Genomic DNA, 23,169 nt, shown 5'->3' with positions numbered 1-23,169 from the left:
CGTGGCTAAAATCATTTCAATTGCAAACCAAAAAGGTGGCGTGGGTAAAACCACCACTTGCGTTAACCTTGCAGCATCAATGGCAGCGACCAAAAGAAAGGTGCTGGTGATTGATCTTGATCCACAAGGCAATGCGACTATGGCCAGTGGCGTTGATAAATATGATCTTGATTATACCGCTTACGACTTATTAGTTGATGAACTGCCTTTTGACGAGGTGGTATGTAAAGACACCACCGCGGGTTATGATTTAATTGCCGCTAACGGTGATGTTACCGCAGCTGAAATTAAATTGATGGAAGTGTTTGCTCGCGAATTACGTTTAAAAAATACTTTAACCAACGTAAAAGATCACTACGATTACATTTTCATTGATTGCCCTCCTTCTCTTAATCTACTGACGATCAATGCAATGGCTGCCTCACAGTCAGTATTAGTGCCGATGCAATGTGAATACTTTGCTTTAGAAGGATTAACTGCCTTGATGGACACTATCAGTAAATTGGCTGCGGTAGTGAATCATGACCTTAAAATTGAAGGGATTCTACGCACCATGTTTGATCCAAGAAATCGCTTAGCTAACGATGTGTCAGATCAGCTTAAAAAACACTTTGGCGATAAAATGTACCGCACGGTTATTCCGCGTAATGTTCGTTTAGCGGAAGCCCCAAGTCACGGAAAACCCGCCATGTATTACGATAAGTATTCTACTGGCTCAAAAGCCTATTTAGCGTTAGCGGGCGAAATGCTGCGTCGAGAAGAACAGCTTGTCTCTTAATTTAGACCTATTGATTATCAAAAATAGGTGATATAAATATCAATATAAATCATTAATAGGGAAACCATTCCGATGTCTAAACGTGGGTTAGGTAAAGGTCTAGACGCACTACTTTCTACCAGTTCATTAGCGCGTGAGAAACAACAAAAAGTCGACCATAGCCAAGCCTTATCCTCTGAAGGTCAGCTAGCAAAAATCGCCATTTCACAACTCTCCTCTGGTAAGTATCAACCTCGAAAAGATATTCAGCCTGAAGCATTAGAAGAGCTTTCTTGCTCGATTCGTTCCCAAGGTATTATTCAACCCATTGTGGTTCGTCAGATTTCAGAAGAAAAATTTGAAATTATTGCCGGTGAACGTCGTTGGCGCGCGGCAAAATTAGCCGGATTAACTCAAGTTCCTTGCGTGATTAAGAATGTTCAAGACCGTGCTGCTATTGCAATGGCATTGATTGAAAATATTCAACGTGAAAATTTAAACGTTATCGAAGAGGCACAAGCACTTGAGCGTTTACAACAAGAGTTTGAATTAACCCATCAACAAGTGGCCGATGTTATTGGTAAATCGCGTACTGCGGTCACCAATTTAATTCGTCTCAATACGCTTGATGACGAAGTGAAACATTGCGTTGTATCAAGAAAACTAGAGATGGGACACGCTAGAGCCCTGTTATCACTAGAGTTATGTGATCAAAGTAATGTTGCAAAAATTGTAGTTGCCAAGAAATTAACCGTTCGACAAACTGAAGCTCTGGTAAAAAAACATTTGGAACCAAAAACAGCGAAAACGCCAAGTGATGATCTTTATGCTCAGCAATTTGCCGAACAGTTATCAGCGCAATTTGGTCATAAAGTTGAAATTAGCCGCAACGCTAAAGGAAAGGGCAAGCTAACTATCAGTTTCGATGATATGGAACAGGTTGTTAAAATCCTTAACACAAAAATCGAAATAAATTAACCATATTATAGGGCTTTGTTGCGTAATTCGATGGAAGTAAATGTGAAACTGACGATCAGATCGTTTACTCCCCACTAAACCATCGATATTCATGCCAAAACCTCGTTATAAGACCAAAAACTGGAAGTTATATAATCAATCACTGATTAAACGTGGTTCACTGACTTTCTGGATTGATGAAGAAGCTATCCAAGAATGGAAAGTCAGGAAACATGGAACTGATGGGAAGCGCCGGATCTGGCGTAAGTTACATATAGGTGTTGATGTCGTTATTCATGAAATTATTGCGGCAGAACTCACTTTCTCGAATGTCAGTGACGGAGACGTTCTACCTAATTTACTAAAGCAAACACGTCGAAAGATCTTAAAAGTATCAGGGCTAGGTATGCCTAAAACTTACCGAATTGATTGAAATAATACGATTCTAGTGTTGTCACCTCTAAATTTGAATTACGCAACAAAGCCATGTTATAGTGATATCGCTGATCATTTAACAGAATATAAAAATAATCATTTTCCATCTTGCTATTGACTGTAATCATAGTTGAGTAGGGTGTAATATGTTCTGCGCATACAGTTGAGCCAAATTAAATGTAATTGGGTGTTAATAGAATGTTTTTTTTAGTTTTAACTCAGTTTATTGTAGTTGGCGCGTTCAGCTTAATCAGCTTGTATGTACAGGGAGAAATGGCGAGTCAATCTGCCATCTTTGGGGGGCTAGTGTGTAGCGTGCCATATATTGTGACGTGCTTATATTTGAATAAGCCCGGAGCAGATACGGCAGCGAAGGTCATGGCGAAAGCTTATGTTAGTGTAATTTATAAATTTGTAATTTCTGGCGCGTTATTTGTATTTTTCTTTAAATATACTGATGTGCACTTAATTACTTTTTTTGTGGGTTATATATTGGCCTTTGTAGTGCAATGCATTATGTCATTGGTGTTATCAAACGTAATTAGACAGGATATCTAATGGCTGGTTCAGGTGAATTAACTCCTCAGGAGTACATCTCACACCACCTTGTTAACTTAAGTGCTAACAGTGACGGTGTTGTCCATGTGGGTGATACTGCAACATTCTGGACGTTTAATATTGATTCATTAGTCATTTCAGTGCTATTAGGCGCTTTGATGATGTGGATCTTTTACAGCGTGGGTAAAAAAGCCACAAGTGGCGTTCCAGGAAAACTACAGTGCTTTGTTGAAATGGTGGTCGAGTTTGTTGATGCCTCAGTAAAAGATATTTTCCATGGAAAGAACGCATTAGTTGCTCCATTAGCTTTAACCGTCTTCGGATGGGTATTTCTAATGAACCTAATGGATCTTATTCCAATTGATTTCATTCCATACGTAGGTGAGCACATAATAGGGCTTCCGTATTTGCGTGTCGTACCAACTGCTGACGTAAACATTACGATGTCTATGGCGTTAGGGGTATTTATCTTGATTCTGTATTACAGCATTAAGATTAAAGGTATTACCGGATTTGCAAAAGAACTAGGCTTACAACCTTTCAATCATTGGGCTTTTATTCCAGTAAACCTGATTCTTGAAGGGGTAACGTTATTGTCTAAACCAGTTTCATTGGGACTGCGTTTGTTCGGTAACATGTATGCGGGTGAGTTGATTTTCATTTTGATTGCTGGGCTTCTGCCTTGGTGGTCACAATGGGTTCTCTCCGTGCCATGGGGGATCTTCCATATTTTGATTATCACCCTACAGGCATTTATCTTTATGATTTTGACGATAGTGTATCTATCGCAAGCATCAGAAGAACATTAATACAATTATTTACATAACATTCAGATTAAACTTGGAGTTATAACATGGAAAATGCATTAAACACGGACCTGCTCTTTATTGCAGCAGCTATCATGATGGGCCTTGCTGCAATCGGCGCGGCAATTGGTATCGGTATGCTAGGTGGTAAATACCTAGAAGGTGCAGCTCGTCAACCGGATCTTATCCCTCTACTTCGTACACAATTCTTCATCGTGATGGGTCTTGTGGATGCGATTCCTATGATCGCGGTTGGTCTAGGTCTGTATGTCATGTTTGCGGTCGCCTAGTAAAATTTAATTTTTACTTAGGTATTTGTTTTTAAATTGCAAACAAAGGAGAGATGCGGTGAATATGAACGCAACTCTGATCGGTCAAGCAATAGCGTTTGCCCTCTTTGTGTGGTTCTGCATGAAATATGTATGGCCGCCACTGATGGCTGCAATCGAAAACCGTCAGAAAAATATTGCTGATGGTTTAGCCGCCGCTGACCGCGCAGCTAAAGACTTAGGTCTAGCACAAGCTAATGCTTCGGACAAATTGAAAGAAGCAAAAAAAGCCGCTGCTGAGATCATCGATCAAGCGAACAAGCGTAAGAGTCAAATTTTAGAAGAAAGCCAAACTGAAGCCAAAGTTGAGCGTCAGAAGATCTTAGATCAAGGCCGAGCTGAAATTGAAACCGAACGCAACCGTGCGCGCGATGAACTTCGTAAGCAAGTAGCTGTATTAGCTATGGCTGGCGCTGAGAAAATCCTGGAACGTTCTATCGATCAGAACGCACACCAAGATATTCTTGATAATATTACTGCAAAACTGTAACTAGAGGGGCCGCACATGTCTGATTTGACTACAATCGCACGCCCCTATGCTAAAGCAGCTTTTGAATTTTCGGTTGAGAAAGGCACATTAGACCAATGGTCTGAAATGTTGACTTTTGCTGCTGAAGTTGCAAATAACGAAAGCATGGTCGACTTATTAAATAAGGCGATTGCGGCTGAGAAGATAGCTGATATCTTCGTTTCTATTTGTGACCAGTTTGATGAGCATGGTAAAAACTTTATTAAAGTTCTTGCTCATAATGGCCGTTTAAAGGCCCTGCCAGATATTTGTGAAGAGTTCTTTATCTTAAGAAAAGAACATGACCATATTGTTGATGTTGAGGTTACGGCCGCAATTGAATTAACACCAAGTCAACTCGCAGAAATCAGCAGCAAACTTGAGCAGCGCCTTGAGCGTAAAGTTAAGCTGAATTGCAGTGTAGATGCGACTCTACTTAGTGGAGTTATTATTCGAGCCGGAGACTTAATCATCGATGATTCAACTCGCGGTCGTTTAAACCGTATGAATGATGCATTAACGTCTTAATGGGGATTGGAGCATGCAACTTAATTCCACAGAAATTAGTGAACTGATCAAGCAACGTATTGAGTCATTCAGTGTTGTAAGTGAAGCTCGCAATGAAGGTACAATTGTATCTGTAAGTGATGGTATTATCCGCATCCACGGCCTAGCGGACGTGATGCAGGGTGAAATGATTGAACTACCGGGTGGTCTTTACGCACTCGCACTTAACCTTGAGCGTGACTCGGTTGGTGCAGTGGTAATGGGCCCGTATGCTAACCTACAGGAAGGCATGAAAGTTACGGGTACTGGTCGTATCCTTGAAGTACCTGTTGGTCCTGAATTACTTGGTCGTGTGGTAAACACACTAGGTGAGCCTATTGATGGTAAAGGCCCAATTGATGCAAAACTCACTTCTCCAGTAGAAATGATTGCACCAGGTGTTATCGACCGTAAATCAGTAGACCAACCAGTACAAACTGGTTATAAGTCTGTTGATGCAATGATTCCAATCGGTCGTGGTCAACGTGAACTTATCATCGGTGACCGCCAAACTGGTAAGACGGCAATGGCTATCGATGCCATTATCAACCAGCGTGATTCTGGAATTTTCTCTATCTACGTAGCGATTGGCCAAAAAGCCTCTACTATTGCTAACGTAGTACGCAAGCTTGAAGAGCACGGCGCACTATCAAACACTATCGTGGTTGTGGCATCGGCTTCTGAGTCTGCGGCATTGCAATACCTAGCTCCATATTCAGGTTGTGCAATGGGTGAATACTTCCGTGACCGCGGTGAAGATGCTCTGATTGTTTATGATGACCTATCTAAGCAAGCGGTAGCATACCGTCAAATTTCACTACTTCTAAAACGTCCACCAGGCCGTGAAGCCTTCCCAGGTGATGTTTTCTATCTTCACTCCCGTCTTCTAGAACGTGCATCTCGTGTAAGCGAAGCGTATGTTGAGAAGTTCACAAATGGTGAAGTGAAAGGCAAGACCGGTTCTTTAACTGCTCTACCTATCATTGAAACACAAGCCGGTGACGTATCTGCATTCGTACCGACCAACGTAATATCAATTACCGATGGTCAGATCTTCCTACAAACTGAGCTATTTAATGCCGGTGTTCGCCCAGCGGTTGACCCAGGTATTTCGGTATCTCGTGTAGGTGGTTCTGCGCAAACTAAGATCATTAAGAAACTGTCTGGTGGTATTCGTACCGCACTTGCACAGTATCGTGAACTTGCAGCATTTGCTCAGTTCTCATCTGATCTTGATGCAGCAACTAAGAAACAGCTAGACCACGGTCAAAAAGTAACTGAGCTAATGAAGCAAAAGCAATACGCTCCATTCTCAGTATTTGATCAAGCTTTGGTAATTTTTGCAGCTGAGCGCGGCTATCTTGGTGATATCGCACTTAATAAGCTAGCGGATTTTGAAGCAGCACTACTGTCGTACGCTCATGGTCAATATGCTGATTTCGCTGCTGAAATCAACAAAACGGGTGCTTACAACGACGAAATCGAAGCAACGCTTAAAAAGCTTGTTGATGATTTTATCGCAACCCAGACCTGGTAATTCGTAGGTGATGTATTCATGTTTTTTAAATGTAAATCATGAAATAACATCACCATATAACGAATATCCATTAACGGGATTGCTTTTAGTCAGTCCTTATTAACGGAGTGTAACGATGGCCGGCGCAAAAGAAATTCGTACCAAAATTGGTAGTGTTCAAAGCACACAAAAAATTACGAAAGCAATGCAAATGGTAGCAGCCTCTAAGATGCGTCGTAGTCAAGACGCAATGGAAGCTTCTCGTCCATATGCACAAACAATGCGTAAAGTGATCGGTCATGTAGCAAACGCAAACTTAGAGTATAAGCATCCTTATCTCGAAGAGCGTGAAGCTAAAAAAGTTGGTTACATCATTATTTCAACCGATCGTGGTTTATGTGCAGGCTTAAACATTAACTTGTTTAAAAAAGCACTGAATGACATGAAAGATTGGTCTGATAAAAGCGTGGGTGTTGAAGTGGCCGTTATCGGCTCTAAAGCAACCGCTTTTTTCAAAGGCACGGGCGCAAAACTATCGGCGCAAATTTCAGGATTAGGGGACAACCCAAACCTTGAAGCTTTGATTGGTAGTGTTGGCGTTATGCTAGAGAAATATGATCAAGGTGAATTAGATCGCCTGTACGTGGTATACAACAGTTTTGTTAATACCATGGTACAAGAGCCAACGATCGATCAATTGCTACCTTTGCCTAAATCGGATAGCGATGACATGAAACGCACACATTCTTGGGATTATATTTATGAACCCGAGCCAAAACCACTGCTCGATGCCTTGCTAAAACGTTATGTTGAATCGCAAGTGTATCAAGGCGTGGTGGAAAACCTTGCTTGTGAGCAAGCGGCAAGAATGGTGGCGATGCAAGCTGCAACAGATAACGCAAGCAACTTGATTGACGATTTACAACTTGTGTACAACAAAGCCCGTCAAACGGCGATCACACAAGAATTGTCTGAAATCGTATCAGGTGCAGCAGCGGTTTAGTCTTGTTATTAGTTAGAGCATGGTTATTAAATTAGTGCTTAGGTAATTAAATAGTTTAGAGGATTTAACGATGGCTACAGGTAAGATCGTACAGATCATCGGTGCAGTAGTCGACGTAGAGTTCCCACAGGACAGTGTACCTCGTGTATACGATGCCCTGAATGTTTCTGAATCTAAAGAACGTCTTGTTCTTGAAGTTCAGCAACAACTTGGCGGTGGCGTGGTTCGCGCAATCGTAATGGGTAGCTCTGATGGTTTACGTCGTGGTTTGGAAGTATCTAATACAGGTGCTCCAATCTCAGTACCAGTAGGAACAAAAACACTTGGTCGCATCATGAACGTTTTAGGTGATGCTATCGATGAATGTGGTGATATTGACACGGAAGAGCTTTACGCTATCCACCGTCCTGCACCAAGTTACGAAGAGCAATCAAACGTAACGGAACTTCTAGAAACCGGTGTTAAAGTAATCGACTTAATTTGTCCATTCGCTAAGGGTGGTAAAATCGGTCTATTCGGTGGTGCTGGTGTAGGTAAGACCGTTAACATGATGGAACTTATCAACAACATCGCATTACAACACTCAGGTTTATCTGTGTTTGCTGGTGTTGGTGAGCGTACTCGTGAAGGTAACGATTTCTACTTTGAAATGCAGGAAGCCGGTGTTGTAAACATCGAAGAGCCTGAAAAATCTAAAGTAGCAATGGTTTACGGCCAAATGAATGAGCCACCTGGAAACCGTTTACGCGTAGCACTGACTGGCCTAACCATGGCGGAAAGATTCCGTGATGAAGGTCGTGATGTTCTATTGTTCATCGATAACATCTACCGTTATACCCTTGCGGGAACAGAAGTATCGGCTCTATTGGGTCGTATGCCATCTGCGGTAGGTTATCAGCCAACTCTAGCGGAAGAAATGGGTGTTCTTCAGGAACGTATTACTTCGACTAAACAAGGTTCTATTACCTCTGTTCAGGCGGTATACGTACCAGCGGATGATTTAACCGATCCATCTCCTGCTACAACGTTTGCTCACTTGGATGCAACGGTAGTACTTAACCGTAATATCGCTGCTATGGGTCTATACCCTGCGATTGACCCATTAGATTCTTCATCTCGTATGTTGGATCCACTGGTTGTTGGTCAAGAGCACTATGGTATTGCACAAGGTGTACAAACCACACTGCAACGCTATAAAGAGTTAAAAGACATCATCGCGATCTTAGGTATGGATGAATTATCTGAAGAAGATAAGCAACTTGTATCTCGTGCTCGTAAGATTGAACGTTTCCTAACTCAGCCTTACCACGTAGCAGAAGTCTTTACTGGCGACCCTGGCGTGTACGTTTCTCTTCAAGAGACACTGCGCGGCTTTAAAGGTCTAATCGCTGGTGATTACGATGACATTCCTGAGCAAGCGTTCATGTACTGCGGTACGATCGACGATGCTGTTGAGAATGCTAAGAAGCTGTAAGCTTAAATCTATGTCCGGTTTCGGCTGGGCATAAGCGATAAAGCGAATTAGGAGGCAACATGGCTATGACCTTTCATCTCGATATCGTCAGTGCAGAAAAGAAATTATTTTCAGGTACTGTTGAATCGTTCATGGTGACCGGTGGTGAAGGTGAATTGGGTATTTACCCAGGACATACTCCACTATTATCTGCTATTAAGCCTGGTATGGTGCGTTTAGTTAAGCAACACGGCCACGAAGAAATTATTTATGTTTCTGGTGGTATGCTGGAAGTTCAGCCTGGTACAGCGACTGTACTGGCCGATACCGCAATCCGTGGTGAAGACCTAGATGCAGCGAAGGCAGAAGAAGCCAAACGTAAAGCTGAAGAGCATATTCAAAATCAGCACAACGATATTGACTTCGCCCAAGCCGCTGGCGAGCTAGCCAAAGCAATGGCTCAATTACGAGTGATTGAATTGACGAGAAAACGCCGCTAATACCTTTAGCAGTCAAAAGATAAGCGACCTTAATTGGTCGCTTTTTTTTTAACGTAACTAAGATCACAGTTTAGATAATTATTATTTGATAAGGGATTATTAATTCTCGGCTTTTTTCCTTGTTTGGCTCGCTTTAAGGTAAAATTGCCGCAATTCTATTGATAGGACACTCTGTTATGAAATTCAGTGCTGTAATTCTTGCTGCCGGTAAAGGCACTCGTATGTATTCAAATAAGCCAAAAGTTCTGCACACTTTGGCTGGCCGTTCGATGGCAAAACACGTTATTGATACTTGCTCTTCGGTTGGCGCGCAAAATATTCATTTGGTTTATGGCCATGGTGGCGATCAAATGAAGCAAGAATTAGCCCAAGAGTCGGTTAATTGGGTTATCCAAGCCGAACAGTTGGGTACCGGTCATGCGGTGAATCAAGCCTCGTCAGATTTTGCCGATGATGAAAAGGTATTAGTGCTTTATGGTGATGTACCTCTGATCTCAACTGAAACGGTAGAAAACTTATTAGAAGCTCAACCTACCGGTGGTATCGCGTTATTAACCGTGATCCTAGATAACCCGGCAGGTTATGGACGCATTATTCGTAAGAATGGTCCTGTGGTGGCGATTGTTGAACAAAAAGATGCCACAGAAGAACAAAAGCTGATCAAAGAAATTAATACTGGCGTAATGGTGGCCACTGGTGGCGATCTTAAACGTTGGTTAGCGGCGCTTAAAAATGAAAATGCGCAAGGTGAGTATTACCTAACGGATATTATTGCCGCTGCACATGAAGAAGGGCGCGCGGTCGAAGCGGTTCATCCGGTTAATCCCATCGAAGTTGAAGGGGTCAATGATCGCTCTCAACTGGCTCGTTTAGAGCGTGCTTACCAATCGATGCAAGCGCAAACATTGTTAGAGCAAGGCGTGATGCTGCGCGATCCAAGCCGTTTTGATTTACGTGGTGAACTGCAATGCGGTATGGACGTTGAAATTGATGCCAATGTTATCATCGAAGGCAATGTTTCAATTGGTGATAACGTGGTGATTGGCGCAGGTTGTGTGCTAAAAGACTGTGAAATCGACGACAACAGCGTGATCAGCCCTTATACCGTGATCGATGGTGCGACGGTTGGTGAAGAGTGTACGGTTGGGCCATTTGCGCGTCTGCGTCCAGGAACTGAGCTGAAAAATAAAGCCCATGTAGGCAACTTTGTTGAGATTAAAAACTCATCATTAGGCCTGGATTCAAAAGCGGGCCACTTAAGCTATTTAGGTGATTCTGCCATTGGCGATCGTGTGAATGTTGGCGCGGGTGTGATCACTTGCAACTATGATGGCGCGAATAAGTTTAAAACTGTTATTGGTGATGATGTGTTTGTCGGCTCCGATTCACAACTGATTGCTCCGGTGACAATCGCAAATGGCGTAACCATTGGCGCGGGCACGACAGTAACTAAAAACGTGGCTGAAAATGAATTAGTGATCACTCGCGCGAAAGAGCGCGTGATTGCCGGTTGGAAACGCCCAACCAAAAAATAATCGACTATCACCAATATTATTTATTCGAAAAGGCGTTTAAACCGTCCATGGGCACTAGGAAAAGTACATCCATGTGCTTTTATCCTTTTCTCTATAAATAATACAGGTCGATGAATAGATAATAAAAAACCGCTTATTGAAATGGTCAATAAGCGGTTTTTTTATGTCGAAAATCTACCAACTCTAAAAGGGGGAGTTTAGAGTTTAATTATCTTCGAGTAACTCTGAAGTGACAGCTTGTTTTGAGGTTGACAAGAAGTAGCCACCTAATAAACCTGCCATACATAAGACGGCAACAATACCTGTGGTTGGAAGCGCTTGACTGGCATACGCTGCCACTAAAGCACTGGCTAAACCGCTGATACAAATCTGTAAGCTATTTTGTAAACCAGCGGCAGTCGCAGGGCTATTTTTGCAGCTTGATAATGCACGGTTCACCACTATTGGGTACAACGCGCCATTAGCCACTGCAATAAAGCAGAATGGAATCAATACTGGCCAAATAGTGCTAATCGCCATGTGAGAAGCAATAAACATCACAATTGATGACACGCTAAATAATGCCAATAAAACTTTTAATACCTTAGCATCGCCTAATTTAGCCACATAACGTTTACCAAAGTAGCCACCCGCCATAAATGCAATTGTCTGTGGGATAAAGCTTAAACCAATATCTTTAGCGTCATAACCTAGCTTAGTCATAATTTCTGGCATGCCAGTAAGGTAGGCAAAGAAACAGGCAGAAGCCATCGCGAACATTAAAACGTTACCGAGATAAACGCGTGAAGAAAATAGCGCTTTGATATCTTGGGTGATTGAGGTGGTCTTTGGTTCTTCTGCTGCTTGATCTTTTGCTTGAGTTAGCGTGACAACGGTTAAAGCCGCGCCCACGACAGTTAGGAAGATAAAGATACTCGACCAACCAAAGTGACTCATCAAAAATACACCAAGTTGTGGTGCAATCGCCGGTGATAATGCTACTAGCGGCATTATAGTGGCAAAAATCTGCTGACTAGCCGAGCTTGAATAACGCTTAATCACCATGGCTTGCCAAATGACGGCTGGCGCACAAACCCCAATCGCTTGGATAAAGCGTAGACCTAATAACTGCCATACTTCTTGGCTAAAGCCTAAACCTAAAGAAGCCAATGAGAATAAAACTAAACCTGCCGCGAGCGTATTACGAGGGCCAAATTTATCAGCTGCTAAGCCCCATAATAATTGACCTGATGCCATACCAGCTAAGAAGATAGATAAAGAAAGCGCGATCGATTCAGGACCGGTCGAAAAATGATCTTCTAATACTTTAAAGGCAGGCAAGTACATGTCGGTAGCAACAAAGCCCAACATAGAAAGTGCTGCAAGGTAAAAGAGTTGTGTTTTTGCAATATTCATAAACAAGCCACTTAAAATAGTCTGTGGTTGATGGCAAGTAAGCGCATCCATACCGATACTAAGCAGTATAAAACTTCTTTGTGACAAAATTAAACGTTATAATTTGGAGTTATCGTTCAAAATTTTTGATGGGTAGTAGGTGAGGTTATATGTACTCAAAACAATCGTTACAAATGCTCGATACTATCGCGCGTTTAGGCAGTTTTACTGCCGCTGCTGAGCAATTGCATAAAGTACCATCAGCGATCAGTTATGCGGTTCGTCAGGTTGAAAATGAATTAGGCGTGAAAATATTTAACCGATTAGCGCGTAAAGTCGAATTAACCGAAGCGGGGCAGCATTTTATCAATGAGGCTCGTCAGTTGCTGCGTCATATGGAAGAAGTTAAAGCGCAAACCAAACGAGTGGAAAATGGTTATAATAAAACGGTTAAATTAACCTTAGATAACATTGTTAAGCTTGAGCAGTTAAAACCATTGATTGAAGACTTTTATCGCACTTTCGATTTTGCTGAGTTGCAGATCAATATGGAGGTATTTAATGGTTCGTGGGAAGCCATTTCAGAAGGTCGAGCTGATATTGTGATAGGTGCTACTTCTGCGATTCCTGTTAGTGGGGATTACGGAGTCAAACCGATGGGCAGTATCGATTGGGCTTATGTGATGGCCAGTGATCACCCATTAGCAGCCAAAACAGAGTTGACGGCTGACGACTTAATCAATGTGCCGGCAATCTGTTTGGATGATACCTCTACGCTACTGCCTAAGCGCCATACATGGCATTCAATGCAACAACGTCGCTTACTACTGCCTAATTGGTTCAGCGCCATAGAGTGCCTTAAAAATAAGGTTGGAATGGGTTATATGCCACGCCACATGGCCAAACACTTTATTGAGCAAGGCGAGTTGATTGAAGCGAAAATAAGTGGCGATAAACCATTAAGTGCCTGTTGTTTAGTGTGGCGTAAAGATGAAGGTAACAAGCTGGTGGAGTGGTTAATTGATTATCTCGGTGATAGCCAACAGTTATATCAGCAGTGGTTAGAGTGAACTTAATTCGCATTTTGCTATCTATATCCAAGTTAGTTACAGATGTTCACGTAAAGGCTCATTTTATGGGCTGAATATTTTCTGTATTCGATATTACTTGATGATGACATTTCAATGGTCAGTTATATAGAGAATCGAGCAGTAACATGTTTATTTAGTCATCAATTTTAATCAAATTTGATGAGGATTAATATCCAATGGGTAACTTGTCCTATGATATTAGCCATAATCGTTTTTAAGGAAGAATAATGAAGCCATTAAAACAACTGATGTTAGCGCTAATGATGGGGATAACATTATGGTCAGTAACTGCCTCTGCAGATTCTTATACCGATAGTCTGATCAACTTTAAACGTTCACCACAAACTGAAAAGTTATTTAGCAGTGCCTACGGTTTTGCGGTTTTCCCAACCATAGGTAAAGCGGCATTCTTTATTGGTGGTGCTTATGGTACTGGGCAAGTGTATCGCGGTGTTTACCCTGAGCTTGAATTATTGGGTGAGTCGACCATGAGCCAGCTTTCTATTGGTTATTCATTTGGTGGTGAAGGTTATAGTGAAATTATCTTCTTTAAAAATAAACATGCTTTAGATAATTTTACTCAAGGTAAATTTGCATTTAGTGCCCAAACCTCAGCCGTGGCATTAAATATTGGTGCCAATGCTCAAGTGGGCACTACCGGTAACTCAGCCACTGCAGGTCAATCGGGTACCGAACAAAGCACTGCGGCCAGTTATGTTAATGATATGGCAATATTTACTGCAACTAAAGGTGGTTTGATTATTGATGCATCCGTAGCGGGTCAAAAATTCAGTTTTACACCCAAGCAACAAAGCTCAGAGGCAACAGAAAAAGCACAGGCTGCTGATGTGAATAATGATGATGACCAAGTCGCCACTGAGCCTTCTAAAGCCAATGACGAGGCTCCATCGGATGCGGATAGCTCATCGGTAGACAGCGTAAGCCAAGACAACAATAACGCAGCGCAGCAACAAGAAGTGGTCGATGCGCCATCGACTGAAGCTATTCAAGAAACCGATGTTACTCCGCCTCAAGCCAATAAACCTGCTGAGTCTGAGAAGGCCACCGATACGCTCAAATAATCTCATCGTTTTATTAACAGTTATGGCACAAAAAAGAAAACCCACAACTCGTTGTGGGTTTTTGGTTATTATAGATTAAAAAATCAACCCATTAAGATAAAAAGAACTTGTACGCTGGGCTGTCGCTTTCATCTTTATACTGATAACCCAACTCTTGTAAGTGGGCAGAGAAGCGTTCTAAATCTGAATCATCCAATTCAAAGCCACATAACACTCGCCCATAATCGGCTCCATGGTTACGATAATTGAATAAACTGATGTTCCAATGCGTGCCTAGCGTACTTAAAAAGTTTAATAGCGCACCTGGCGACTCTGGAAACTCAAAGCTGTATAAACGCTCTTGTAATGGCTGTAAGGGTTTACCACCAATCATATAGCGCACATGCAGTTTAGCCATTTCATCATCGGATAAATCGGCCACCGGATAACCGCCGTTGCGTAAGTCTTCGACAATATTATCCAGCTCTTGCTGGCCTTCTTGTAAACGCACCCCAACAAAAATATTGGCTTGTTTATTATCGTTATAACGGTAATTAAACTCAGTTACCGCACGACCACCAATTAAATGACAGAATTCTAAAAAGGCACCCTGACGCTCAGGGATGGTGACCGCTAATAAACCTTCGCGTTTTTCACCCAGTTCACAGCGTTCAGACACATAACGCAAACCGTGGAAATTGGTGTTCGCGCCCGACAATACCGCGCCCAGTTGTTTATCTTTAAGTTGATGTTGCTCGGCGTGTTTTTTTAAACCGGCTAAGGCTAATGCGCCAGAAGGCTCAGCAATGGCGCGGGTATCTTCAAAAATATCTTTAACCGCAGCGCAGATCTCATCACTGGAAACCGTAATATGACCATCTAAGTTTTGTTGGCATAAGCGGAAGGTTTCATTACCGATAATCTTAACCGCGACACCATCGGCAAACATACTCACCCGATCCAGCGGGACAGGTTTACCAGCATCGAGCGCGGCTTTTAAACAAGCCGAATCTTCAGGCTCGACGGCGATCACTTTGATTTCTGGCATCAATTGCTTAATCAGTACTGCTACCCCAGCCGCTAAACCACCACCGCCCACAGGAACAAAGATATAATCTAAGTGACCGTTTTGTTGCAGCATCTCCATACCAATGGTGCCTTGTCCGGCAATCACTAATGGATGATCAAAGGGTGGTACATAGGTATAACCATGCTCGGCGGCTAAGCGCTCGGCTTCCCCTTTGGCTTCATCAAAGTTATTACCAAACAACACCACTTCACCGCCATAACCGCGTACCGCGATCACCTTGATATCTGGTGTGGTTTTGGGCATCACTATAATGGCGCGAATGGATAAATGTTTACCCGATAATGCAATCCCTTGAGCATGGTTGCCCGCGGACGCTGTGATCACGCCCGCTTGTTTTTGGCTGTCGGTTAAACTGGCGACCATGTTGTAAGCACCGCGTAATTTAAACGAATGCACCGGTTGTCGGTCTTCGCGCTTTAACTGGATATGATTACCCGTTCGCTCCGATAAACGGGTTAAGTTTTGCAGTGGCGTAACTTGCGCGACTTCATAAATCGGCGCGCGCAAGATATGACGCAGGTATTCTGCGCCAGTGTGAGGTAATGAGTGTTGTGATAATTGACTGGCATCATCCGACATAAGGGCTACCCCTCTAGCTTAGATTTATCACGCACCGCACCTTTATCGGCGCTGGTGGCTAGCATCGCATACGCTTTTAGTGCGTAAGAAACCACACGTTCACGATTAGCCGGTTTCCAACCAAGTTGGTCTTGTTTGGCGCGACGCTGTGCCAATTCTTGCTCACTGACTTCAAGTTCAATGGTGCGGTTTGGAATATCAATAGTAATGATGTCACCTTGATTGACTAAACCAATCGTGCCGCCATCGGCCGCTTCTGGTGATGCATGGCCAATTGATAAACCCGAAGTGCCACCGGAGAAACGACCATCGGTTAATAGCGCGCATTCTTTACCTAAACCCATCGATTTAAGATAAGTAGTAGGGTAGAGCATTTCTTGCATGCCTGGGCCACCTTTAGGGCCTTCATAACGAATAACCACTACGTCGCCGGCTTTTACTTTACCGCCTAAAATGCCTTCAACCGCGGTTTCTTGGCTTTCAAAAACCACCGCCGGACCTTGGAAGGTTAAGCTGTTTTCATCGACCCCTGCGGTTTTCACAATACAGCCATTTAAAGCGATGTTACCGCTTAATACCGCGAGACCTCCATCTTGGCTAAAGGCATGTTGCTTGGTGCGTACACAACCGTTTTCACGATCGTCATCTAAGCTATCCCAGCGACAATCTTGCGAGAAGGCTTTGGTGGTACGAATACCAGCAGGACCGGCGCGGAAGAATTTTTTCACGTCTTCTGATTCGGTTTGCATGATGTCGTAATGAGCCAGTTGCTGCTCCATGGTCATGCCTAGTACGGTATTGGTTTGGTTATCGATCAACCCTGCGCGGTTTAGCTCACCTAAAATCGCCATTACGCCACCAGCACGGTGCACATCTTCCATATGATATTTTGGGGTGGAAGGGGCTACTTTACAGATATTAGGAATTTGACGAGAGATACGATCAATATCTTCCATGGTGAAGTCAATTTCCCCTTCTTGCGCGGCAGCGACTAAATGCAGAACGGTATTGGTTGAGCCACCCATTGCCACATCTAACGCCATCGCATTTTCAAACGCAGAGCGTGATGCGATATTACGCGGCAGAGCCGATTCGTCGTCTTCTAAGTAGTAGCGTTTGGCGAGATCAACAATGCGCTGACCTGCGGTTAAAAAGAGTTGCTCACGATCGGCGTGTGTGGCCAGCATTGAACCATTACCCGGCTGACTTAAACCAAGCGCTTCGGTTAAACAGTTCATAGAGTTGGCGGTAAACATGCCCGAGCACGAACCACAAGTAGGGCAAGCCGAACGTTCAACTTGCTCACTTTGTTCATCTGACACGGTTGGATCCGCGCCTTGGATCATGGCATCAACCAGATCGAGCTTGATCAGTTGATCAGAAAGCTTGGTTTTGCCCGCTTCCATTGGTCCGCCAGAAACAAAGATCACAGGAATATTTAAACGCAGTGACGCCATCAACATTCCGGGGGTGATTTTGTCGCAGTTGGAAATACATACCATGGCATCGGCGCAGTGAGCATTAACCATATATTCAACTGAATCGGCGATCAACTCACGCGAAGGCAATGAATACAGCATGCCGCCGTGACCCATGGCAATACCATCATCAACTGCGATGGTGTTGAATTCTTTGGCTATACCGCCCGATTTTTCGATTTCTGCGGCCACTAATTGGCCCATGTCTTTAAGGTGAACATGACCGGGTACAAATTGAGTAAATGAGTTCACTACTGCAATAATAGGCTTGCCGAAGTCTTCTTCTTTTACTCCGGTAGCGCGCCATAAAGCACGAGCACCGGCCATATTACGACCATGAGTGGTAGTGGCGGAGCGATAGATTGGCATAATAATTAAATCCTTTTAATTATCCCCTGCGTACTTGAAGTGACCGCTTTGTTGACAGTGTTTATTCGGCTCTATCTTTAAAAAAAGAGGACATAGACCCGCTATGCTCATGAGCTTTCTTTCACTTGTCGCCTCACTGAAACGCCAATTACTTTGGGGATATAACAATAATTTTAAGAGTATTTTAAATCGGCTTACTTACCTTGTGGGTAGACTGGATCGAGCCAGCCCCACTTATCTTCGGTTGAGCCATTAAACAAACCAAAGAAAGTGGATTGAATATGCTCGGTGATTGGGCCGCGTTTGCCTTCGCCGACGGTAATTTGATCGACGCTACGCACCGGTACGATTTCAGCTGCGGTACCTGTCATAAATACTTCATCAGCAAGGTATAGCGCTTCACGAGCAATATCGGCTTCTATGATTTCATAACCTAAGTCTTTGGCTAGCGTTACAATCGAGTCACGGGTAATGCCGGGTAAAATTGAGCTGGTGGCGGGTGGTGTTACAATTTTTCCACCTTTAACCACAAAGATATTTTCGCCCGCGCCTTCAGAGATATACCCATTAACACTTAATGCGATACCTTCATCGTAGCCGTGACGACGAGCTTCCCCGCCAACTAGCAATGAAGATAGGTAGTTACCACCGGCTTTTGCTGCGGTTGGGATGGTATTTGGCGCGGCGCGGTTCCAGCTAGAAATCATCGCATCGACGCCATTAGCTAAAGCTTCTTCACCTAAATATGAGCCCCAAGGGAAAGCGGCAATGATCAGTTCCATTTCAGAATCAACCGGAGGGCAAACCCCAAGTCCGACATTGCCAATAAAACCTAATGGACGAATGTAAGCAGAATCGAGTTTATTGGCGCGTAATGTTTCGCGGCACGCTTCCATGATTTCATCGACCGTGTATGGGATAGGGAAACGATAAATTTTAGCCGAATCTTTTAGGCGTTCCATGTGCTCACGGTGGCGAAAGACAATCGGGCCATTTGGGGTATCGTAACAACGAACCCCTTCAAAAACTGAGGTGCCGTAGTGCATAGAGTGGGTTAATACATGGACGTTTGCTTGCGCCCAAGGAACCATTTCACCATTAAACCAAATAAAATCTGCTGTGCTAGTCGCCATTCTTTTTCTTCCTTTATAAAGATATTGATCCATCTACTCAGAGAGATGAGTCTGCAATAATTCTGTTTCAACCGTGAGAATATCCCATAGCTTTTCGATCTGATTAATCAAAATACTGATTGGACGGTTGCTGTCGACAATGATTTCAACGTTAGCTACATTACTTTCATGATTCACTGTGGCGATCACTTGTCTGATAATAAAACCACGATGTCGGATAACACGCAATACTCGTTCTAATAAAACCGGCTGATCATCGGCTCGGATGTTTAATTGATATCTGTCCATTATGAGTTCTCCAACATATCTTGGTTTGCCGCGCCCGGTGGCACTAATGGCCAAACATTTTGTTCTTCTGAAATTAAAACATGCAGTAAATAAGAGGTCTTGCTGGCTAACATTTCTTTGAGAGCGGGCTCAACTTCTTCTTTACGAGTGATGGTTTTACCAGGAATATCAAACGCTTTTGCCAGCATGATAAAGTCAGGGTTATCATCCAAAATCGTTTCACTGTGGCGGCCATCAAAGAACAGTGATTGCCACTGGCGCACCATACCTAAACGTTGGTTATTGAGTAGTACCATTTTTACTGGTATTTGACGGCGTTTTAATGTGCCAAGCTCTTGAATATTCATCATAATAGAACCGTCACCGGTGATCAGGATCGATTCATCTTGTGGGCGAGCCACTTTAGCGCCCATTGCCGCGGGTAAGCCAAATCCCATAGTGCCTAAACCGGCGGAAGTAATGTAGTTTTGCGGCGCGCGCGGTTGAATATGTTGCGCTGCCCACATTTGATGTTGCCCGACATCGGTTGAGACAATCGAGTTATCTGGCATCATATCACTGAGCTGTTTAAGTAGCTTTGGTGCATAGATAAGATCGCCTGGGTGGTCATAACGCCATTTGAATTTGCTGCGTAAGCGATCGCAATGTGCCACCCATTCAGAAATATCATTATTCAGTTCTAATTGCGGCAGTAGCAAGTTGAGATCGCCGCGCAACGAGGCGTGAGATAAGCGCAGTTTATTAAACTCGGCCGCGTCAATATCAAGGTGGATCACTTTGGCATGTGGCGCAAAAGTATCTAATTTACCGGTCACTCGATCATCAAAACGCGCACCGACCACGATTAATAAATCCGCTTCTTGCACCACTAAGTTCGCCGCTTTAGTGCCGTGCATACCGAGCATACCTAGATAATGTGGATAATGACGTTCAATGCTGCCTAACCCTTTTAAAGTACTGACCGCTGGCATTGGGTTGTGAGTCAAAAACTGGCGTACTGAATCGGTCGCTTTGGCCAGTTGTACACCACCACCGACATACAATACCGGTTTGTGACTATTGGCTAATACTTGTTGTGCTTGCTCAATCGCATTTTGACTGGCAACTGGGATTGCAGGAGGAGTGAATTCTGGCAAGATTTTAACGGGCGCTTCGGCCAATTGAACATCTTTAGCAATATCAACTAAAACTGGACCGGGGCGTCCTGATTTTGCCACTTCAAATGCTTCGGAGAGGGTCGGGGCAAGATCGTTAATATCCGTTACTAAGTAACTGTGTTTACAGCAAGATAATGACATGCCAATTACATCCATTTCTTGGAATGCATCGGTGCCGATATGAGTACTGGCAACTTGTCCGGTAATGGCAACAATCGGAATAGAATCCATTAATGCATCGGCCAAACCTGTGACTAAATTGGTGGCACCAGGGCCAGAGGTTGCCATACAGACTGCCACCTCTTGAGTTGAGCGTGCCATACCAATCGCGGCCATTACTGCGCCTTGCTCGTGGCGACATAGGATGTGCTCAACGCCACCATCGTATAGCGCATCATAAATTGGCATGATCGCACCACCGGGGTAGCCAAATATGGTTTTGATGCCTTCTTGTTGCAATGCGCTGACTACCAGCTCCGATCCGTTCATTTTTGTCTCTCCCTGAAATTATTCTCGATTCCATTTAGTGGTTGATTTATTTGAATACTCCGAAAAGACGCAGTCTCATGTTTGGACGCTTGAGAAAAGGCTAGTTATGACCCTTTGCACTTTTCTCTGTATTCAACTTTGATCGGTCACTTAACTTCTGAAATTATTTTTATTGTTTTCGCTTATGTCTTATTGATAAAAAAAGCCCCCGGACTTGAGTGCGGGGGCTTATTAGTGTTGGTGTTTACTTGTCGCTCACTAATCCCCGCGCGGATCGAATAATGACCACGAGAATGAGAGTGTTGAATCGAGCGACTTTGTGCATTACTTATCCATGTCAATGAGTCTGTAAATCAGTATGTAAATAAGACGTTAGTAAACTGTATTACTAGTGATATCACAGAGCCCGGTTATATTACAAGCAAAAACTCACACTTTTTTCACCATACGGCGCACTTCAAACCTTGTATACAGGACAATAGAAATAAGAATTTCGACCATCACGAGCGTAAATAAGGGTGAAATTAATGGAATTAGCAATCATACACAGTCGAGCTTGTGTTGGGGTTGAAGCCCCCGAGGTCACTGTCGAAGTCCATATTAGCAACGGTATGCCGGGCTTTTCGTTAGTAGGGTTACCAGAAACCACAGTCAAAGAATCAAAAGATCGGGTGCGCAGTGCGATCTTAAATTCGAACTTTGAGTTTCCCGCTAAACGTATCACGGTCAATTTAGCACCAGCCGATTTACCCAAAGAAGGTGGGCGCTTTGATTTACCGATCGCATTGGGTATTTTAGCCGCCTCACAGCAAATTAAGCTGAACAAGCTAGCGCAGTATGAATTTATTGGTGAGTTAGCGTTATCGGGGGGGTTGCGCCGTGTCAAAGGGGTACTTCCCGCCGCTTTAGCGTGTAAGAAAGTCGCACGCTGTTTGGTGGTGCCACATGAAAATGGCGATCAAGCTGCATTGGTGGGGCAAGGTTTACACAAGTCGGCATCAAGTTTACTCGAAGTGTGCGCCGATTTATGTGGCCAGCAAAATCTGCAACTGTTTATCTCACCGGAAAAAGAGCCAGTAAAAACCAATGAACGAGATCTACAAGATATTATTGGCCAGCAACAAGGTAAGCGCGCATTAGAGATCGCCGCCGCCGGTTCGCATAATTTACTTTTTCTTGGGCCACCCGGTACTGGAAAGACCATGCTGGCGTCTCGTTTATGTGATTTATTGCCGGAAATGGAAGATGATGAAGCATTAGAAAGTGCCTCGGTTGCCTCATTAACCGATGTCGATATTAACCATCACAATTGGAAAAATCGTCCGTTTCGATCGCCCCATCATTCCAGTTCAATGGCGGCGCTAGTGGGAGGCGGTTCGATCCCAAGGCCGGGCGAAATATCCCTAGCTCACAATGGCTTGCTTTTTTTAGATGAGATGCCGGAGTTTGATCGCAAAGTGCTCGACTCGCTGCGTGAGCCACTAGAATCCGGTGAAATTATTATCTCGCGTGCGGCCAGTAAAACCCGTTTTCCTGCTCGCTTTCAATTGGTGGGGGCGCTAAATCCAAGCCCAACCGGTTATTATGAAGGATCGCAATCACGCACGAATCCACAGTTGATCTTACGCTATTTAAGTCGTTTATCTGGGCCTTTGTTGGATCGCTTTGATATGTCGATAGAGATCCCATCATTGCCAAAAGGCACTTTGTCTCAAGGTGGCGATCGTGGTGAACCCACTGAAGTGATTAAGCAGCGAGTGTGGCAAGCGCGTCAAGTTATGTTAAAACGCAGCGGTAAGGTAAATGCTTTATTAGGCAGTCGCGAAATTGAGCATTATTGCGGATTAGAAAAACCAGACGCTGAGTTTTTAGAGCATGCTTTACATCAACTGGGGTTATCGGTGCGGGCTTATCACCGCATTTTGAAGGTCGCACGTACCATTGCGGATTTATCGGGTTGTGAGGCGATCGATAAATCTCATTTGGCCGAAGCATTAGGTTATCGCAATATGGATAGGTTGCTGAAACAGTTAAGTGCGCAGGCGGTGTGATGCCAAAGCATATTTGAAGTGACCTGGTATTAGGGGCTGTTGATCTTTCGTGGTTGTTTTTGCTGCTAATTGTTGGGTTTTTATACAAGGAAGAGGCTTTGTGGTG

Annotated in this window: 21 protein-coding genes and 1 pseudogene; 16 read left to right on the top strand and 6 right to left on the bottom strand. The window is 43.7% G+C overall.

What is annotated here, in order from left to right; translation table 11 throughout:
* Position 1: 1 nt before the first annotated feature.
* From GFB47_RS11485 to glmU, 13 genes and pseudogenes are all read left to right on the top strand, one after another.
* Positions 2-778, top strand: a complete 777-nt coding sequence (locus tag GFB47_RS11485; protein ID WP_153448079.1) for a ParA family protein — start codon at positions 2-4, stop codon at positions 776-778.
* Positions 779-850: 72 nt separating this feature from the next.
* Entirely contained in the window at positions 851-1,735 is an 885-nt protein-coding gene (locus GFB47_RS11480) for a ParB/RepB/Spo0J family partition protein (RefSeq protein ID WP_153448078.1), read from the top strand.
* A gap of 91 nt (positions 1,736-1,826) precedes the next feature.
* A pseudogene (locus tag GFB47_RS11475) lies at positions 1,827-2,120 on the top strand (transposase); the annotation flags it as partial.
* A gap of 227 nt (positions 2,121-2,347) precedes the next feature.
* On the top strand, positions 2,348-2,707 hold the full coding sequence (locus GFB47_RS11470; RefSeq protein WP_153448077.1) for an ATP synthase subunit I: 360 nt from the start codon (positions 2,348-2,350) through the stop codon (positions 2,705-2,707).
* Complete coding sequence (gene atpB, locus GFB47_RS11465; RefSeq protein ID WP_153448076.1) at positions 2,707-3,516, top strand: F0F1 ATP synthase subunit A; 810 nt, start codon at positions 2,707-2,709, stop codon at positions 3,514-3,516. The genes GFB47_RS11470 and atpB overlap by 1 nt, the downstream gene beginning before the upstream one ends.
* A 44-nt stretch (positions 3,517-3,560) precedes the next feature.
* Positions 3,561-3,803, top strand: a complete 243-nt coding sequence (gene atpE, locus GFB47_RS11460) for a F0F1 ATP synthase subunit C (RefSeq protein WP_153448075.1) — start codon at positions 3,561-3,563, stop codon at positions 3,801-3,803.
* A gap of 58 nt (positions 3,804-3,861) precedes the next feature.
* Positions 3,862-4,332, top strand: coding sequence for a F0F1 ATP synthase subunit B (atpF, locus tag GFB47_RS11455; RefSeq protein ID WP_178306476.1), 471 nt, complete (start codon positions 3,862-3,864; stop codon positions 4,330-4,332).
* A gap of 15 nt (positions 4,333-4,347) precedes the next feature.
* Positions 4,348-4,878: a F0F1 ATP synthase subunit delta gene (gene atpH, locus GFB47_RS11450; RefSeq protein ID WP_153448074.1), complete on the top strand. Its 531-nt coding sequence runs from the start codon at positions 4,348-4,350 to the stop codon at positions 4,876-4,878.
* 13 nt (positions 4,879-4,891) lie between these two features.
* The gene (gene atpA / locus GFB47_RS11445) at positions 4,892-6,433 is read left to right on the top strand and encodes a F0F1 ATP synthase subunit alpha (protein ID WP_153448073.1); all 1,542 of its coding nucleotides are present in this window, start codon (positions 4,892-4,894) and stop codon (positions 6,431-6,433) included.
* A 115-nt stretch (positions 6,434-6,548) separates the two neighbouring features.
* Positions 6,549-7,415, top strand: a complete 867-nt coding sequence (gene atpG / locus GFB47_RS11440) for a F0F1 ATP synthase subunit gamma (RefSeq protein WP_153448072.1) — start codon at positions 6,549-6,551, stop codon at positions 7,413-7,415.
* A gap of 70 nt (positions 7,416-7,485) precedes the next feature.
* Positions 7,486-8,889 (top strand): F0F1 ATP synthase subunit beta, encoded by a 1,404-nt coding sequence (gene atpD, locus GFB47_RS11435; protein WP_153448071.1) that lies wholly within the window; start codon positions 7,486-7,488, stop codon positions 8,887-8,889.
* 59 nt (positions 8,890-8,948) lie between these two features.
* Positions 8,949-9,368 (top strand): F0F1 ATP synthase subunit epsilon, encoded by a 420-nt coding sequence (locus tag GFB47_RS11430; protein ID WP_153448070.1) that lies wholly within the window; start codon positions 8,949-8,951, stop codon positions 9,366-9,368.
* 176 nt (positions 9,369-9,544) lie between these two features.
* On the top strand, positions 9,545-10,903 hold the full coding sequence (glmU, locus tag GFB47_RS11425; RefSeq protein WP_153448069.1) for a bifunctional UDP-N-acetylglucosamine diphosphorylase/glucosamine-1-phosphate N-acetyltransferase GlmU: 1,359 nt from the start codon (positions 9,545-9,547) through the stop codon (positions 10,901-10,903).
* Between the two features lie 204 nt (positions 10,904-11,107).
* Here the strand turns inward: glmU and punC are convergent, their stop codons facing one another.
* Complete coding sequence (gene punC / locus GFB47_RS11420; protein ID WP_153448068.1) at positions 11,108-12,298, bottom strand: purine nucleoside transporter PunC; 1,191 nt, start codon at positions 12,296-12,298, stop codon at positions 11,108-11,110.
* Positions 12,299-12,447: 149 nt separating this feature from the next.
* Between punC and punR the strand changes: the two genes are divergently transcribed.
* Positions 12,448-13,347 carry a DNA-binding transcriptional activator PunR gene (gene punR, locus GFB47_RS11415; protein ID WP_153448067.1) on the top strand — a complete coding sequence of 300 codons (900 nt, stop codon included), beginning with the start codon at positions 12,448-12,450 and terminating at the stop codon, positions 13,345-13,347.
* Positions 13,348-13,595: 248 nt separating this feature from the next.
* Entirely contained in the window at positions 13,596-14,450 is an 855-nt protein-coding gene (locus GFB47_RS11410; RefSeq protein WP_153448066.1) for a lipid-binding SYLF domain-containing protein, read from the top strand.
* Positions 14,451-14,541: 91 nt separating this feature from the next.
* Here the strand turns inward: GFB47_RS11410 and ilvA are convergent, their stop codons facing one another.
* From ilvA to ilvG, 5 genes are all read right to left on the bottom strand, one after another.
* Entirely contained in the window at positions 14,542-16,098 is a 1,557-nt protein-coding gene (gene ilvA, locus GFB47_RS11405; protein WP_153448065.1) for a threonine ammonia-lyase, biosynthetic, read from the bottom strand.
* 5 nt (positions 16,099-16,103) lie between these two features.
* Positions 16,104-17,945: a dihydroxy-acid dehydratase gene (ilvD, locus tag GFB47_RS11400; protein WP_153448064.1), complete on the bottom strand. Its 1,842-nt coding sequence runs from the start codon at positions 17,943-17,945 to the stop codon at positions 16,104-16,106.
* Positions 17,946-18,139: 194 nt separating this feature from the next.
* Positions 18,140-19,078 carry a branched-chain amino acid transaminase gene (locus GFB47_RS11395; protein WP_153448063.1) on the bottom strand — a complete coding sequence of 313 codons (939 nt, stop codon included), beginning with the start codon at positions 19,076-19,078 and terminating at the stop codon, positions 18,140-18,142.
* Positions 19,079-19,111: 33 nt separating this feature from the next.
* On the bottom strand, positions 19,112-19,366 hold the full coding sequence (ilvM, locus tag GFB47_RS11390; protein WP_153448062.1) for an acetolactate synthase 2 small subunit: 255 nt from the start codon (positions 19,364-19,366) through the stop codon (positions 19,112-19,114).
* The gene (gene ilvG, locus GFB47_RS11385; protein WP_153448061.1) at positions 19,366-21,012 is read right to left on the bottom strand and encodes an acetolactate synthase 2 catalytic subunit; all 1,647 of its coding nucleotides are present in this window, start codon (positions 21,010-21,012) and stop codon (positions 19,366-19,368) included. Before ilvG ends, ilvM begins: the two co-directional genes overlap by 1 nt.
* Before the next feature lie 527 nt (positions 21,013-21,539).
* On the opposite strand from ilvG, the gene GFB47_RS11380 reads away from it, so the two are divergent.
* Positions 21,540-23,063, top strand: coding sequence for a YifB family Mg chelatase-like AAA ATPase (locus tag GFB47_RS11380; protein ID WP_153448060.1), 1,524 nt, complete (start codon positions 21,540-21,542; stop codon positions 23,061-23,063).
* The last annotated feature ends 106 nt before the right edge of the window (positions 23,064-23,169 follow it).

This window comes from Vibrio algicola (assembly GCF_009601765.2).
In the GTDB taxonomy this organism is placed as follows: domain Bacteria; phylum Pseudomonadota; class Gammaproteobacteria; order Enterobacterales; family Vibrionaceae; genus Vibrio; species Vibrio algicola.
The sequence above is the reverse complement of the archived record's forward strand: the minus strand, read 5'-3'. Positions and strand labels throughout refer to the sequence as shown.

What these genes read in the sequence shown, in the direction of transcription:
- GFB47_RS11410 (WP_153448066.1), top strand. Translation starts at nt 13,596, where the DNA reads ATGAAGCCATTAAAACAACTGATGTTAGCGCTAATGATGGGGATAACA.
- GFB47_RS11480 (WP_153448078.1), top strand. Translation starts at nt 851, where the DNA reads ATGTCTAAACGTGGGTTAGGTAAAGGTCTAGACGCACTACTTTCTACC.
- atpD (WP_153448071.1), top strand. Translation starts at nt 7,486, where the DNA reads ATGGCTACAGGTAAGATCGTACAGATCATCGGTGCAGTAGTCGACGTA.
- atpH (WP_153448074.1), top strand. Translation starts at nt 4,348, where the DNA reads ATGTCTGATTTGACTACAATCGCACGCCCCTATGCTAAAGCAGCTTTT.
- GFB47_RS11395 (WP_153448063.1), bottom strand. Translation starts at nt 19,078, where the DNA reads ATGGCGACTAGCACAGCAGATTTTATTTGGTTTAATGGTGAAATGGTT.
- ilvG (WP_153448061.1), bottom strand. Translation starts at nt 21,012, where the DNA reads ATGAACGGATCGGAGCTGGTAGTCAGCGCATTGCAACAAGAAGGCATC.
- GFB47_RS11470 (WP_153448077.1), top strand. Translation starts at nt 2,348, where the DNA reads ATGTTTTTTTTAGTTTTAACTCAGTTTATTGTAGTTGGCGCGTTCAGC.
- punR (WP_153448067.1), top strand. Translation starts at nt 12,448, where the DNA reads ATGTACTCAAAACAATCGTTACAAATGCTCGATACTATCGCGCGTTTA.
- atpA (WP_153448073.1), top strand. Translation starts at nt 4,892, where the DNA reads ATGCAACTTAATTCCACAGAAATTAGTGAACTGATCAAGCAACGTATT.
- ilvD (WP_153448064.1), bottom strand. Translation starts at nt 17,945, where the DNA reads ATGCCAATCTATCGCTCCGCCACTACCACTCATGGTCGTAATATGGCC.
- atpB (WP_153448076.1), top strand. Translation starts at nt 2,707, where the DNA reads ATGGCTGGTTCAGGTGAATTAACTCCTCAGGAGTACATCTCACACCAC.
- ilvA (WP_153448065.1), bottom strand. Translation starts at nt 16,098, where the DNA reads ATGTCGGATGATGCCAGTCAATTATCACAACACTCATTACCTCACACT.
- punC (WP_153448068.1), bottom strand. Translation starts at nt 12,298, where the DNA reads ATGAATATTGCAAAAACACAACTCTTTTACCTTGCAGCACTTTCTATG.
- GFB47_RS11430 (WP_153448070.1), top strand. Translation starts at nt 8,949, where the DNA reads ATGGCTATGACCTTTCATCTCGATATCGTCAGTGCAGAAAAGAAATTA.
- GFB47_RS11380 (WP_153448060.1), top strand. Translation starts at nt 21,540, where the DNA reads ATGGAATTAGCAATCATACACAGTCGAGCTTGTGTTGGGGTTGAAGCC.
- atpE (WP_153448075.1), top strand. Translation starts at nt 3,561, where the DNA reads ATGGAAAATGCATTAAACACGGACCTGCTCTTTATTGCAGCAGCTATC.
- atpG (WP_153448072.1), top strand. Translation starts at nt 6,549, where the DNA reads ATGGCCGGCGCAAAAGAAATTCGTACCAAAATTGGTAGTGTTCAAAGC.
- glmU (WP_153448069.1), top strand. Translation starts at nt 9,545, where the DNA reads ATGAAATTCAGTGCTGTAATTCTTGCTGCCGGTAAAGGCACTCGTATG.
- ilvM (WP_153448062.1), bottom strand. Translation starts at nt 19,366, where the DNA reads ATGGACAGATATCAATTAAACATCCGAGCCGATGATCAGCCGGTTTTA.